The 14,136-nt window shown below is 71.1% G+C and carries 12 protein-coding genes; 4 read left to right on the forward strand and 8 right to left on the reverse strand.

Annotated features, from left to right (window positions below):
- The first annotated feature begins 6 nt into the window (after window positions 1-6).
- From pta to pyk, 3 genes are all read left to right on the forward strand, one after another.
- Complete coding sequence (pta, locus tag ACIP5W_RS27150; RefSeq protein WP_401478766.1) at window positions 7-2,151, forward strand: phosphate acetyltransferase; 2,145 nt, start codon at window positions 7-9, stop codon at window positions 2,149-2,151.
- Window positions 2,148-3,395 carry an acetate kinase gene (locus ACIP5W_RS27155; protein WP_401478769.1) on the forward strand — a complete coding sequence of 416 codons (1,248 nt, stop codon included), beginning with the start codon at window positions 2,148-2,150 and terminating at the stop codon, window positions 3,393-3,395. Before pta ends, ACIP5W_RS27155 begins: the two co-directional genes overlap by 4 nt.
- Before the next feature lie 73 nt (window positions 3,396-3,468).
- Complete coding sequence (pyk, locus tag ACIP5W_RS27160; RefSeq protein ID WP_401478772.1) at window positions 3,469-4,899, forward strand: pyruvate kinase; 1,431 nt, start codon at window positions 3,469-3,471, stop codon at window positions 4,897-4,899.
- A gap of 123 nt (window positions 4,900-5,022) precedes the next feature.
- Here pyk and ACIP5W_RS27165 read toward each other — a convergent pair whose 3' ends face one another.
- From ACIP5W_RS27165 to ACIP5W_RS27180, 4 genes are all read right to left on the reverse strand, one after another.
- On the reverse strand, window positions 5,023-6,399 hold the full coding sequence (locus tag ACIP5W_RS27165; RefSeq protein ID WP_401478774.1) for a hypothetical protein: 1,377 nt from the start codon (window positions 6,397-6,399) through the stop codon (window positions 5,023-5,025).
- Window positions 6,389-7,003: a DUF6114 domain-containing protein gene (locus ACIP5W_RS27170; RefSeq protein ID WP_401478777.1), complete on the reverse strand. Its 615-nt coding sequence runs from the start codon at window positions 7,001-7,003 to the stop codon at window positions 6,389-6,391. Before ACIP5W_RS27170 ends, ACIP5W_RS27165 begins: the two co-directional genes overlap by 11 nt.
- A 145-nt stretch (window positions 7,004-7,148) precedes the next feature.
- Window positions 7,149-7,781 carry a DUF6230 family protein gene (locus tag ACIP5W_RS27175; RefSeq protein ID WP_366057046.1) on the reverse strand — a complete coding sequence of 211 codons (633 nt, stop codon included), beginning with the start codon at window positions 7,779-7,781 and terminating at the stop codon, window positions 7,149-7,151.
- Between the two features lie 650 nt (window positions 7,782-8,431).
- Complete coding sequence (locus ACIP5W_RS27180; protein ID WP_401478781.1) at window positions 8,432-9,406, reverse strand: tetratricopeptide repeat protein; 975 nt, start codon at window positions 9,404-9,406, stop codon at window positions 8,432-8,434.
- A 213-nt stretch (window positions 9,407-9,619) separates the two neighbouring features.
- Here ACIP5W_RS27180 and ACIP5W_RS27185 point away from each other — a divergent pair, with 213 nt between their 5' ends.
- Window positions 9,620-10,330, forward strand: coding sequence for a TetR/AcrR family transcriptional regulator (locus ACIP5W_RS27185; RefSeq protein ID WP_401478784.1), 711 nt, complete (start codon window positions 9,620-9,622; stop codon window positions 10,328-10,330).
- Here the strand turns inward: ACIP5W_RS27185 and ACIP5W_RS27190 are convergent.
- From ACIP5W_RS27190 to ACIP5W_RS27205, 4 genes are all read right to left on the reverse strand, one after another.
- Window positions 10,327-12,027 (reverse strand): methylmalonyl-CoA mutase, encoded by a 1,701-nt coding sequence (locus ACIP5W_RS27190; protein WP_401478787.1) that lies wholly within the window; start codon window positions 12,025-12,027, stop codon window positions 10,327-10,329. The genes ACIP5W_RS27185 and ACIP5W_RS27190 overlap by 4 nt on opposite strands.
- Window positions 12,028-12,102: 75 nt before the next feature.
- Window positions 12,103-12,441 carry a DUF3817 domain-containing protein gene (locus tag ACIP5W_RS27195; protein ID WP_401478790.1) on the reverse strand — a complete coding sequence of 113 codons (339 nt, stop codon included), beginning with the start codon at window positions 12,439-12,441 and terminating at the stop codon, window positions 12,103-12,105.
- Between the two features lie 66 nt (window positions 12,442-12,507).
- Window positions 12,508-13,017 (reverse strand): MarR family winged helix-turn-helix transcriptional regulator, encoded by a 510-nt coding sequence (locus ACIP5W_RS27200; protein ID WP_401478793.1) that lies wholly within the window; start codon window positions 13,015-13,017, stop codon window positions 12,508-12,510.
- A gap of 85 nt (window positions 13,018-13,102) precedes the next feature.
- A complete protein-coding gene (locus tag ACIP5W_RS27205) occupies window positions 13,103-14,068 on the reverse strand; it encodes a matrixin family metalloprotease (RefSeq protein WP_401478796.1) in 966 nt (321 codons plus the stop codon).
- Between the last annotated feature and the right edge of the window lie 68 nt (window positions 14,069-14,136).

Consider the following 14,136-nt stretch of genomic DNA (forward strand, 5'->3'; position numbering starts at 1 on the left):
GCACGCGTGACGCGCAGCGTGTACGTGACCGGGATCGACCGCGGCGACGGCCGCCAGGTCGTGGAGCTGGGAGTCATGGAGCTCCTGACCCGTCAGGTCGACCGGGTGGGCGTCTTCCGCCCCCTGGTCCACGACGGGCCGGACCGCCTGTTCGAGCTGCTGCGGGCCCGCTACCGGCTGTCGCAGGACCCGGGGACCGTGTACGGCATGGACTACCACGAGGCGTCCGCCCTCCAGGCCGAGCGGGGCGTCGACGAGCTGGTGTCCACGCTCGTGGACCGCTTCCACCACGTCGCCCGGGACTACGACGTCGTCCTGGTCCTCGGCACCGACTACGCCGACACGCAGTTCCCGGACGAGCTGTCCCTGAACGCGCGCCTGGCCAACGAGTTCGGCGCCTCCGTGATCCCCGTCGTCGGCGGCCGCGGGCAGACCGCGGAGTCGGTGCTCGCCGAGACCCGCAACGCCTACCGCGCCTATGACGCCCTGGGCTGCGACGTCCTCGCCATGGTCGCCAACCGGGTCGCCCGCGAGGACCGCGAGGAGATCGCCGGAAAGCTCACCTCCCGGCTGCCGGTGCCCTGTTACGTGCTGCCCGACGAGCCCGCCCTGTCGGCGCCGACGGTCGCCCAGGTCAGCACCGCCCTGGGCGCGAAGGTGCTGCTCGGTGACGACTCGGGGCTGGCCCGCGACGCCCTCGGCTTCGTCTTCGGTGGCGCCATGCTGCCGAACTTCCTGCACGCGCTGACGCCCGGCTGCCTGGTCGTCACCCCCGGCGACCGGGCCGACCTGGTCGTCGGCTCGCTCGCCGCGCACAGCGCCGGCACCCCGCCGATAGCGGGCGTACTGCTCACCCTGGGCGAGGTGCCGAGCCAGGAGGTCCTCACGCTCGCCGCCCGCCTGGCCCCCGGCACGCCCGTGCTGTCGGTGGCCGGCAACAGCTTCCCCACGGCCGAGCAGTTGTTCTCCCTGGAGGGCAAGCTCAACGCGGCCACCCCGCGCAAGGCGGAGACCGCGCTCGGCCTCTTCGAGCGGCACGTCGACACCGCCGACCTGCTGAACCGCGTCTCCGCACCGAGCAGCGACCGCGTCACGCCGATGATGTTCGAGCACAAGCTGCTGGAGCAGGCCCGTTCCGACCGCCGCCGGGTCGTCCTGCCGGAGGGCACCGAGGAGCGGGTGCTGCACGCGGCCGAAGTCCTGCTGCGCCGCGGGGTGTGCGACCTGACCCTCCTCGGCCCGGTCGACCAGATCCGCAAGAAGGCCGCCGACCTCGGCATCGACCTGGGCGGCTGCCAGTTGATCGACCCGGCCACCAGCGAACTGCGCGACTCCTTCGCCGAGAAGTACGCGGGCCTGCGCGCCCACAAGGGCGTCACGGTGGAACTGGCGTACGACGTCGTCTCCGACGTGAACTACTTCGGCACGCTGATGGTCCAGGAGGGTCTCGCCGACGGCATGGTGTCGGGCTCCGTGCACTCCACGGCCGCGACGATCCGGCCCGCCTTCGAGATCATCAAGACAAGCGGGGCCGCGCGAAGCGCGTCGGACAGGGCGGTGGTGGGAGACGGGAGGGCCAAGCCGGACGCCGGCATCGTCTCGTCCGTGTTCTTCATGTGCCTCGCCGACAAGGTCCTCGTCTACGGCGACTGCGCGGTGAACCCCGACCCGGACGCCGAGCAGCTCGCCGACATCGCCGTCCAGGCGGCCGCGACCGCCGCACAGTTCGGCGTGGAACCGCGGATCGCCATGCTGTCGTACTCCACGGGCACCTCCGGCTCGGGCGCCGACGTCGACAAGGTGCGCGAGGCGACGGAGCTGGTACGGCGGCGGCGTCCCGACCTGAAGATCGAGGGGCCGATCCAGTACGACGCGGCCGTGGAGCCGACGGTCGCGGCGACCAAGCTGCCGGGCTCCGAGGTGGCGGGCCAGGCCAGCGTGCTGATCTTCCCCGACCTCAACACCGGCAACAACACCTACAAGGCCGTGCAGCGGTCGGCCGGCGCGATCGCGGTCGGCCCGGTGCTCCAGGGGTTGCGCAAGCCGGTCAACGACCTGTCCCGCGGCGCCCTCGTCCAGGACATCGTGAACACCGTCGCCATCACGGCGATCCAGGCCCAGTCCTCCGAGCAGAAGGTCTCCCAGCAGTGAGCGGCACCCGCGTCCTCGTCCTGAACTCCGGTTCCTCCTCGGTGAAGTACCAGCTGCTCGACATGAGCGACCGCAGCCGGCTGGCGCAGGGGCTCGTCGAACGCATCGGCGAGCAGACCTCGCGGCTGCGGCACACTCCGCTCGCGACGGGCGTGTCCCGCGAGCGGAGCGGACCCGTCGCCGACCACGACGCGGCCCTCAAGGCCGTCGCCGAGGAACTGGCCAAGGACGGACTGGGCCTGGACTCCCCGGAGTTGGCGGCGATCGGGCACCGGGTGGTGCACGGCGGCAAGCACTTCACCGAGCCGACCGTGATCGACGAGAGGGTGCTCGCGGAGATCGAGCGGCTGATCCCGGTGGCGCCGCTGCACAACCCGGCCAACCTGACCGGGATCCGCACGGCGCGGGCGCTGCGCCCGGACCTCCCGCAGGTCGCCGTCTTCGACACCGCCTTCCACACCACGATGCCGGAGTCGGCGGCGCGCTACGCGATCGACGTGCGGACCGCCGACGAACACCGCATCCGCCGCTACGGCTTCCACGGCACCTCGCACGCGTACGTCTCCCGCGCCACCGCGGAGCTGCTGGGCAAGACCCCGGAGGAGGTGAACGTCATCGTGCTGCACCTCGGCAACGGCGCGTCCGCCTCCGCCGTGCGGGGCGGGAAGTGCGTCGACACCTCGATGGGCCTCACCCCGCTCGAGGGCCTCGTCATGGGCACCCGCTCCGGAGACGCCGATCCGGCCGTCATCTTCCATTTGGCACGTGTTGGCGGAATGTCCATCGACGAAATCGACACTCTCCTCAACAAGAAGAGCGGCCTGATCGGCCTGTGCGGCGACAACGACATGCGGGAGATCGGGCGGCGGATCGACGAGGGCGACGAACAGGCGAAGCTCGCCTTCGACATCTACATTCACCGTCTGAAGAAGTACATCGGCGCCTATTACGCCGTGCTGGGCCGGGTGGACGCGGTGGCGTTCACCGCCGGGGTCGGCGAGAACGCGGCGCGGGTGCGCGCGGCCGCGGTCGCGGGCCTGGAGACCCTGGGACTGGCCGTGGACGACGAACTGAACGCCGTACGGAGTGACCGGTCGCGGCTGATCTCGCCCGCGGGCGCGCGGGTGAAGGTCGCCGTGGTGCCCACGGACGAGGAACTGGAGATCGCCACGCAGACCTACGCGCTGGTCGAGCGGAATCGATATGCGGCTCCGCGCGCGGCGACCGAGCAGGAAAGCAACTGAGCGCGTTCCCGCCCATTTGTATCTTCCACCAGACGGAATATTCCGCAGCGAAACAAACCGATAGGATCGCCCCATGCGCCGTTCGAAAATCGTCTGTACTCTCGGCCCCGCGGTCGACTCCCACGAAATGCTCGTGTCGCTGATCGAGGCCGGCATGAACGTGGCCCGCTTCAACTTCAGCCACGGCTCCCACGCCGAGCACCAGGGCCGGTACGACCGGGTCCGGGCCGCCGCCAAGGAGACCGGCCGGTCCATCGGTGTCCTCGCCGACCTCCAGGGCCCGAAGATCCGCCTCGAGACCTTCGCCGAGGGGCCGGTCGAGCTGGTGCGCGGTGACGAGTTCACCATCACCACCGACGACGTGCCCGGCGACAAGACGATCTGCGGCACCACCTACAAGGGGCTGCCCGGCGACGTCTCGCGCGGCGACCAGATCCTCATCAACGACGGCAACGTCGAGCTGAAGGTCCTCGACGTCGAGGGCCCGCGGGTGCGGACGATCGTCATCGAGGGCGGCGTCATCTCCGACCACAAGGGCATCAACCTGCCCGGCACGGCCGTCAACGTGCCCGCGCTGAGCGAGAAGGACATCGAGGACCTGCGGTTCGCGCTGCGCATGGGCGCCGACCTGGTCGCGCTGTCCTTCGTCCGCGACGCCAAGGACGTCCACGACGTGCACCGCGTCATGGACGAGGAGGGCCGCCGCGTCCCCGTCATCGCCAAGGTGGAGAAGCCCCAGGCGGTGGAGAACATGGAGGACGTCGTGATGGCGTTCGACGGCGTGATGGTCGCCCGTGGCGACCTGGCCGTCGAGTACCCGCTCGAGAAGGTCCCCATGGTGCAGAAGCGGCTCATCGAGCTGTGCCGCCGCAACGCCAAGCCGGTGATCGTGGCGACCCAGATGATGGAGTCGATGATCACCAACTCCCGTCCGACCCGCGCCGAGGCCTCCGACGTGGCCAACGCGATCCTGGACGGCGCGGACGCGGTCATGCTGTCCGCCGAGTCGAGCGTGGGCGCGTACCCGATCGAGACCGTGAAGACGATGTCGAAGATCGTCGCCGCGGCCGAGACGGAGCTGCTCGCCAAGGGCCTCCAGCCGCTCGTGCCGGGCAAGAAGCCGCGCACGCAGGGCGGTTCGATCGCGCGTGCCGCGTGCGAGATCGCCGACTTCCTCGGCGGCCGGGGCCTGGTGGCGTTCACCCAGTCCGGCGACACCGCCCGCCGTCTCTCGCGCTACCGCGCGACCCAGCCGATCATCGCCTTCACCACCGACGAGGGCACCCGCAACCAGCTGGCGCTCAGCTGGGGCGTCGAGTCGCACATCGTGCCGTTCGTGAACAGCACCGACGAGATGGTCGAGCTGGTGGACCAGGAGATCCTCAAGCTCAACCGCTTCAACCCGGGTGAGATCGTGGTCATCACCGCCGGCTCGCCCCCCGGCGTCCCCGGCACCACCAACATGGTCCGCGTCCACCACCTGGGCCAGGGCTCCCGCGACTGACCCCGGCCCTGACCCGGCCCGGCCCGCGGCCGGCCGCCGTACGGACGGCGCTGAGGGCGCCCCCTTCACCAGGGGGCGCCCTCAGGCCTTTGTGCGGCTCCCGGAAGGGACTGCGGGGGACGGCTACTCGGTGTTGTAGAGGTGCATCCCCGGTATGTGGAGGTCGCCGCCGAACTGGCCCGCCTGGACGACCTTCACCTTGGTGAAGTAGATCAGCGGGATGTTCAGCGGAGGCGGGTTCTCCGGGTCGAACGTCACCGGGATCAGACCGAACAGGTTCCCCGAGATGCTCTCGGTGTACATGACCGTGTCGCCGTTGCGGATGGTCGACGTCGTGCCCGGACCGGCCTGGACGTGGTAGGTCACGCCCGCCTGCTTGTCGCTGACCGTCTGGTGCAGGTCGCCGATGTCGGTGCCGTCGGAGATGACGTACTTCAGGACCTTCTTCCTGGTCCCGTTGGCCGTCTTCACCTCGACGATGCCCTGGTAGTCGGCGCCCTTGAGGAGCAGCGAGCTGGCGTTGAGATACCACGGGTCGTCCGGCAGCGGCGTCTTGTTGTCGATGCCGCTCTCGTCCTCGGTGGCGACCGGGCAGTCGTCCACGTCGGTCGTGGCGCTCTCGGACGGGCTCGGCGAGGCGGTGGCCCCGGCGGCGTCCGCGGCCGCTTCCTCCGCCTTCTCCCCGCTGTCCGTCACCGTGTCGCCCGCCTTGTCGGCGGTGTCCTTCACGGCGTCGGTGGTGTCCTTGCCCGAGTCCGCCGGTCCTGCGGGGTCGGCCGGTCCGGAGTCCGCCGATCCGGAACCGGAGCCGGTGTCCGTCGCCGTGTCGCCGGTGCCCGTCGAGGCGGACTCGGAGGCCGACGGGGTCGGGCTCGCGGTGGCCGTCCCGGTGGTGTCCTTGCCGTCGAACAGATCGGTGATCGTGTCGCCGATCGTCTCCAGCAGGTTCTTGTCGGTCTCGGACGGCGAGGGGCCGGCCGTCGGGGTGCCGGCGGAGGTCTCGGACTTCTGCGGCTCGGAAGCCTCGGACGAGGCCGCCGGGGCGGGCTCGGCCACGTCGCCGGAACCTGAATCCGGCGAAGTGGCGCCGCCCGAACCGTCCGTGCCGTCGGAGGAGTCCGAACTGCCGCCCGTCTCCTCGTCCTCGGAGCCGTCCTTCGCGTCGTCCTTCGCGTCGTCCGCGGACTCGCTCGCGCTCTCCGAGGCGGACGGCGAGGGCGACGCGGAGGCGCTCTGCGAGTCCTCCAGGGCCGCGACGCAGTCCTTGTACTCGTCGATGGTGAGGCTCTTGGACGCCGGCTGGTCCTCGGCGTTGGCGAGGGTCGGCGTGAACCCCATGCCCATGAGGACCGCCGTCGGCATGGCCGCCAGGGCTATCGCCTTGCCGGCCGGCATGTGGAACCTGGTGAACAGCGGCTTCTTGGGTGCCGCGTGGCGCGGCCCGGTTCTCACGCGGGCAGCGTCCACATCGCTCCCGGTGGTCACCTCGTCAGCCGGCACTGTGCCTCCCGTTCGCCCCGTTCGCCGGGCTCGTTCCTGACAGTTCGTTCGGCTCGTCCGTGCCGTCGGCGTCCTTGGTGAGGGCCGGACCCGTGCGGTACGGGTTCTCGGCGGGCCCCGCCGGGTCGGCTGCTCCCGGGCCCTGCGGGAAGGCGGCCGCGGGCGTCGTGCCCGTGCCCGGACCGCTGCCCGGCGCCTGCTCCGCCGGCGGTGCGCCCGGCGCCCAGGAAATGGCCATCGCTCCGCCGATCAGGGCGAAGAGGAAACCGATGAGGAAGCCGCCGAGGTTGGACACCGGGATGGAGACCAGTCCCAGCAGGATCGCGGCGACGCCTGCGAAGACCTGTACGTGCTTCTGGAACCACAGGCTGACGCCCAGCACCCCCAGCAGCACACCGATGATCAGCGAGCCGGCGCCGGCGGTGGTCGCCATCGCCAGGGTCAGATGACCGATCTGGAGGTGCGCGTACGGGAAGTAGGCGATGGGGAACCCGCTGATCAGAATGAACAGGCCGGCCCAGAACGGCCGCGTGCCCCGCCAGGCGCGGAACTGCTGCCTCCGGAGGTCGAACTGGCCGGGGGCGACAGGGGTCTCGGCGCTCATGGAAAACAGCTCCCTGGTGCGGCGTTGCTGTGGTGGTTGTCCTGCGAGGGGGACCGGCGCTCACGGCTGGGCGGGCGCTGCGGTCCGGACGGGTGAGACTGGACGGGCGGGGGCGCCACCGGCTCCCCCGCCCGTCAGAGAGTGCTTAGTAGCACTCCTTGACACCCGTCGACAGCGACATCTTCAGGCCGCTGAGCTTGAAGGTTCCGGCGGTGGTGGCCCACGCCGTCTGCTTCACGTCGGTCAGGACGGCCGACTCGGCCTCCTGAGCGAACCCGAACGGGTTCGCGGTGTCGCCGTCCTTGATGCCCGGACCCTTCTTCAGGTCCTTGGCGGCGACGCCGATGTCGATGTTCTTGAACGTCGCATCGGCCGCGAGGTCCTCGACGTCGATGAAGAGGTTCTCGGCCTGGACCGGGGTGTCGCCGCCGCCGGCCTTCAGCGTGAGGCTGACCGAGCCGAGCAGCGGGATGTTCGGCGTGACCACGGACTGACACATGTTCGTGATCGACGCGCTCTTGAACCCGGAGACGGCGACGGGGTGAGCCGTCTTCTTGCCGTCGAGGGTGTAGCCCGAGTCGATCGCGCCGTACTGCGAGAAGCCCGTACCGACGAGCTTGTCCGCGGTGACCTTGAACGACTGACCCGACACGCTGAACGACGCGGCGAGCGCACCCTGCGCGAGGGCGACGCCTATGCACGCCGTGGCGGCGACGCTGGGCACCATGACCACAGCGAACCGCTTCCATCTGGTCCCGCCACGCACCTGGGACTCCATATTTCCTCCTTCTCGGACGTACATCTCCTGGCCCTGACTCGCCCCCGGAACGGCGGCTCAGCCGGGCAGGGATGGGAGAAGTGCTACGTCCTCGGGAAGGGGAGCGCCTGCACTCGGTGGCGCGAACCGCGCCCGAATCACCGGCGATCACCCCCGAGCGACAACCACTGGTCGCGCCTGACACGCATCACGCACAACCTTGCTGGACAGGCTTCACCGTGGCGAAGACCCCCCTGCCCAAGAGCCGACGGCACTGCTGCCGTCGTCTCTGCTCGGTGGGGACCCAGGAAAACCCGTTGACCCAACCGGCTGTCGGGGTACGGGAACGGACCGAGCGTGGCCGATCGTGGTGCATTCTCGCCGCCCGCACAAGGGGGTTCGTTACTCGCTAGTAACGGCCGGATAACCGAACAACGACCCGCCGGTCTCGACCGGCGACGCTCGGTGGCAGCCATGCCCAGGACAAAACTGTTGATCACTGGACAGAATCCGACAGAACAACGACCCTGACTTACTGCCAGTAACAGCGGCCGCGATTACCAAGATTTGGTAAAGCGCGGCCGCGACGGAACCGTGTCGGCTGATTTTTCCCCCACGGGCGGCACCGGCTCCGACGTTTAGCGACTGGTCAGAACCGGGCGCCCGCCCTGCTAGAAGAGGGCGCGTGCCAGCGCCCTGCGCGCCGCGGCCACCCGCGGGTCGTCGGGCCCGACCACCTCGAACAGCTCGATCAGCCGCAGCCGCGCGGCGTCCCGCTCGTCACCCGCCGTCCGGGCCACGGTGTCGATGAGCCGCCCGAAGGCGTCCTCGACGTGTCCGCCCACCAGGTCGAGGTCGGCGGCGGCGATCTGCGCCTGCGCGTCACCCGGCTTGTCGGCGGCGTCCTTGCGCACCCGCTGCGGGTCCATCTCCTGCACCCGGTGCAGCAACTCGGCCTGCGCGAGCCCGAGTCTGGCCTCGGTGTTGCCGGGGTCGTCGGTCAGCACGTTCCGGTACGCGCGCACCGCCCCGCCGAAGTCCCCCGCGTCCAGCGCCTGTACGGCGGCCTCCAGCAGGGCGTCGTACGGGCCGGCCGGCGCCTCGGTGACCTCGGCGCGCTCGCCGGGCCGGGCCTCGGGATCGACGGTGAGGCCGGTCAGGCCGAAGCGCTGCTCGGCGACCTGCACGAGCTGGTCGAGGGTCTGGCGGATCTGCGTCTCGCCGGCGGCTCCCTGGAAGAGCGGCAGCGCCTGCCCCGCGACGACGGCGAAGACGGCCGGGATGCCCTGCACCCCGAACTGCTGCATCAGCATCTGGTTGGCGTCGACGTCGATCTTGGCGAGCAGGAACCGCCCGTCGTACTCGACGGCGAGCCGCTCCAGCACCGGGCTGAGCTGCTTGCAGGGCTGGCACCACTCGGCCCAGAAGTCGATGACGACCGGGACCTCGGCGGACCGCTGGAGGACCTCCCGCTCGAACCCGGCCTCGTCGACGTCGATGACGAGGTCCGCGGGCGACACCGCCCCCGTCCCGCCCTGCCGGGCGGCTTCGGCCCGAGCCTGCTCCGCCTTCGCCTTGGCCTCCTGGGCCGCCTTCACCGCGGCGAGGTCGACGACTCCGCTCATGGACATGTTCCGTGGCTGCATGCGTCTATCCTCCCCCGTCCGCGCGTGTGCGTGAAAAGCGATCGGAAATGAGCGCCGGGGTCCCCACCCCGCGCCGTCCGGCCGCGGCTCGCGTACGTCCGTTCACGAGCTTTCGCTACGAGTCGTAGCGTAATACCGCGGGGGCCCTTCCCGCCGCCCCGTCCCGGTGATCTCCCTCACGACCGCACGGAACCGGCCGGATAGGGTCGCAGGATGCAGAGCCGCACGCCAGCCGGCCGTACCGGACGCCCGCGCAGCGCCGCCGCTGACACCGCGATCCTGTCCGCGACCCGGCAGGCGCTGGTCGAGCTCGGCTGGTCCAAACTCACGCTGGGGGACGTGGCGGCCCGGGCCGGGGTGGCCAAGACGACGCTCTACCGCCGCTGGCCGGGCAAGAACGAACTGGTCGTGGACGCGGTCGCGGAACTCTTCGGCGAGCTCGAACTCCCCGACCGGGGCGGTCTGGCCGCCGACATCGAGGGTGTGGTCCTGCAGTTCGCGGCGATCCTCGCCCGCCCGGAGGCCAGGAGCGGCCTGATGGCGGTGGTAGCGGAGTCCACCCGCGACGACGCCCTGCGCGAACGCATCCGCGCGTCCGTCGTCGACCCCCAGAAGGACCTGGTCCTGGAGGGCCGGGCCCGCGCGCAGGCCAGAGGAGAACTCCCGCCGGAGACGGACCCGGCGGAGGCGGCCCGCACGATCGACCTGATCTTCGACGTGGTCGCGGGTGCGGTGGTCCACCGCACCCTGGTCAGCGCGCAACCGGCGGACGAGGAGTGGGTACGGGACTTGACCCGGCTGCTGCTGCACGGCCTGGTGGGAGCCCCGGCCGGCCCGGCGGGAGCCCCGGCCGGGGCCGGCCCGTCCGGCACCACAGGCCCGTCCGGCACCCCCGGCCCGTCCGGCACCACAAGGCCGTCCTAGAAGCCCGCGGGCTCCGTGTACACCCCCCACTCCTCCCGCAGCACCCCGCAGATCTCCCCCAGCGTCGCCTCCGCCCGCACCGCGTCCAGCATCGGCCCGATCATGTTGGACCCGTCCCGCGCGGCCGCCAGCATGGCGTCCAGCGCGGCCCGCACGGCCGGCTCGTCCCGGACGGCCCGGCGGGCGCTCAGCGTCCGCACCTGCTCCCGCTCCACCTCGTGGCTGACCCGCAGGATCTCCAGGTCCCCGGTCACCGATCCGGTGTGCGCGTTGACCCCGACGACCCGCTTCTCGCCCTTCTCGAGCGCCTGCTGGTAGCGGAACGCGGACTCCGCGATCTCCCCGGTGAACCAGCCGTCCTCGATGCCCCGCAGGATCCCGGACGTGACGGGCCCGATCGGGTGCCGTCCGTCGGGGTGCGCCCGCAGCCCCCGCTCCTTGATCCGCTCGAAGATCTTCTCGGCGTCGGCCTCGATGCGGTCGGTCAGCTGCTCGACGTACCAGGAACCGCCCAGGGGGTCCGCGACGTTGGCGACGCCGGTCTCCTCCATCAGCACCTGCTGCGTGCGCAGCGCGATCTCGGCCGCCTGCTCCGAGGGCAGTGCGAGGGTCTCGTCCAGGGCGTTGGTGTGCAGCGAGTTGGTGCCGCCGAGCACGGCGGCGAGCGCCTCCACGGCCGTACGCACCACGTTGTTGTACGGCTGCTGGGCGGTCAGGGAGACACCGGCGGTCTGCGTGTGGAACCGCAGCCACTGCGCCTTCTCGGACGTGGCCCCGTAGACGTCCCGCATCCACCTGGCCCAGATCCTGCGCGCGGCGCGGAACTTGGCGATCTCCTCGAAGAAGTCGAGGTGCGCGTCGAAGAAGAAGGACAGGCCGGGGGCGAACACGTCGACGTCCAGTCCACGGCTCAGCCCCAGTTCGACGTATCCGAAGCCGTCCGCAAGCGTGTACGCGAGCTCCTGCGCGGCCGTCGAGCCGGCCTCGCGGATGTGGTAGCCGGAGACGGAGAGCGGCTTGTAGTCGGGGATGCCGGCGGCGCAGTACTCCATGAGGTCGCCGATGAGGCGCAGGTGGGGCTCGGGCTGGAAGAGCCACTCCTTCTGCGCGATGTACTCCTTGAAGATGTCGGTCTGGAGGGTGCCGTTGAGGACGGCCGGGTCGACACCCTGCCGTTCGGCGGCGACGAGGTACATGCAGAAGACCGGTACGGCCGGTCCGCTGATGGTCATCGAGGTGGTGACGTCCCCGAGGGGGATGTCCTTGAACAGCACCTCCATGTCGGCCGCGGAGTCGATGGCGACCCCGCAGTGCCCGACCTCGCCGAGCGCGCGCGGGTCGTCGGAGTCGCGGCCCATGAGGGTCGGCATGTCGAAGGCGACGGAGAGGCCCCCGCCGCCGTTGGCGAGGATCATCTTGTAGCGCTCGTTGGTCTGCTCGGCGTTCCCGAACCCGGCGAACTGCCGGATGGTCCAGGTGCGCCCCCGGTAGCCGGTCGGGTGGAGCCCGCGGGTGTAGGGGTACTCCCCGGGCCAGCCGATCCGCTCGAAGCCCTCGTAGGCGTCCCCGGGCCGGGGCCCGTACACCGGCTCCACGGGATCGCCGGAGAGCGTGGTGAAGTCTGCGTCGCGCTTGCGCGCGGCGTCGTACCGGGCCTGCCAGCGTCGGCGGCCTTCCTCGATGGCGTCAGCGTCCATACGATCGAATTTACTAGGACGTCCTAGTAAATGTCGATGGGAGACCGCCGTACACCTGCGTACGGCGGTGCGGGGTCACGCCTTGGCGACCGCCGGCGCTTCCTCGGCGGCCTTGGTCTCCAGCTCGCGCGTGACGTTGCGCTCCACGAAGAACGCGGCCGTCGGGACGGTCCCGGCCAGCAGCACCCAGAGCTGCTTGCGGACCGGCCACCTGGCCTTGGAGCCCAGGTCGAAGGCGAAGACGAGGTAGACGACGTAGAGCCAGCCGTGGGCGATGGAGACGACACGGGTGGCGTCCGCGGCACCGTCCAGGTGCAGGGCGTATTTACCGATCATGCACAGGCACAGGAGGACCAGGAGCACACCGGTGACATAGGCCATGACGCGGTAGCGGGTCAGCACGCTCTTCTTCATGCCGTCGAGCGTAACCAGGCGTTCCGGGCGATCTTGCCCCGGGTGGCTCCTGCGTCCGGTCCCGGTTCAGTCCTCGTCGAAGTCGTGGGCCGCCACGCGCAGGGGGCGCAGCATCGCGAAGATCTCGCCGCACTCCTCCGCGTCGTAGACGCCGAGGCCGAAGTCCATGGCCATCAGGTCGCGGGTGGCCGCCTCGACGACCTCGCGGCCCTTGTCGGTGATGGTGGCGAGGGTGCCGCGGCCGTCGTTGGGGTTGGGGCGCTTGGCGACGAGACCGGATCTCACCAGGCGGTCGACGGTGTTCGTCACGGAGGTGGGGTGCACCTGGAGCCGTTCGCCGATCTTCGACATCGTCAGCTCCCCCTCCTTGGAGAAGGTGAGCAGCACCAGGGCCTCGTAGCGCGCGAAGGTCAGCCCGTACGGCTTGACCACCGCGTCGACCTCGGCGAGAAGGATCTGGTGGGCGCGCATGATCGAGGTGATCGCGGCCATGGACGGCACGTTTCCCCAGCGCCGCTTCCAGAGCTCGTCGGCGCGGGCGATGGGGTCGAAGGAAAGGCTGGACGGCTTCGGCACGGCACCAGACCCTACCCGTCGGTCATATGGCGGTCAGCCCCGTCTCGGCCTTCGGTCCACCGGGGCCGCGCCGAGCCGCGCCGGGTCAGTACAGGGCGCGCAGGCCGAGGACGTCGCCGCGGCCCAGCGTGCGGGCGGTGGTGGAGCAGGCGAAGGAGTTGGTGAACATCGTCTGGCTCTCGTGGCCCCGGCCGACGTGGGCCAGGCCGAAGACGTGTCCGGCCTCGTGGGTGGCGACGCTGCGGACGTCGTAGGTGCGGGAGCAGGTGTCCGTGAGCCGGTCGGTGAAGGCGTGGTCGCCGATGTTGAAGCGGACGTCGGCCTCGCGCAGTTCGTCGGGGCCGCCGGACACGGCCCGGCTCCAGGAGCAGGTCGTCGCGACGACCCCGGCGCTGAGGTCGCCGGCGTCCCAGACGCTCATGCCGTCGCGTGGCATGCAGTGGGCGTCGCGGTCGATGTCGGCCTCGTTGGCGGTGCGGGACAGGAACCGTGCCTTGGCGGTGACCGCGTCGCCGAGGCCGCAGTCGTTGCGGCCGGCCGTGATGGTGCCGATGGCGCCCTCGAAGGCGCGGCGGGCGTCGTCGGGGGCGAGGTTCGCGGGCAGGGCGCCGTCGCCGAGGAACCACTCGTAGGTGTCGTACTCCTTGTGGTCGGCGGTGGCGTAGGCGTCGTCGGCGCACGCGGCCCGCGCCCGGCCGGGGGCGCCCGCGCCGGCGTGCGCGTGGTCGGGGGCGGCCGCGTGGGCCCCGGTGTCGGTCAGGTCGTAGGAGACCGTGCCGTCGGCGGCCACCGCCAGGGTGAAGCCGTGCAGGGAGCCGTCCTCCGTGAGGGCGTCGACGCTCACCGTCATGCCGGGTTCGGGGACGGTGACGCCGGCCCCGGCGTGGGTGACGAGGCGGCCGACGGCCGCGCAGTCCAGCACGGAGGAACCGGCCGGCAGGTCGTCGGGGGTCAGCGCGCCGGACGCGAGGGCGCAGGCGCCCGCCCCCGCGCGCGGGAGGGCGGCGCCACCGCCCGGCGCCGCCAGTGACACGGCCGTCGCGGCCGCCACGACCGCCCTCCCCACGGCCGCCGCCGCCCTCGCCCAGCCCACCCCTGCCGGCCCGCGCCGCGCTGCCA

The organism is Streptomyces sp. NPDC088766, from assembly GCF_044750845.1.
Classification (GTDB): Bacteria; Actinomycetota; Actinomycetes; order Streptomycetales; family Streptomycetaceae; genus Streptomyces.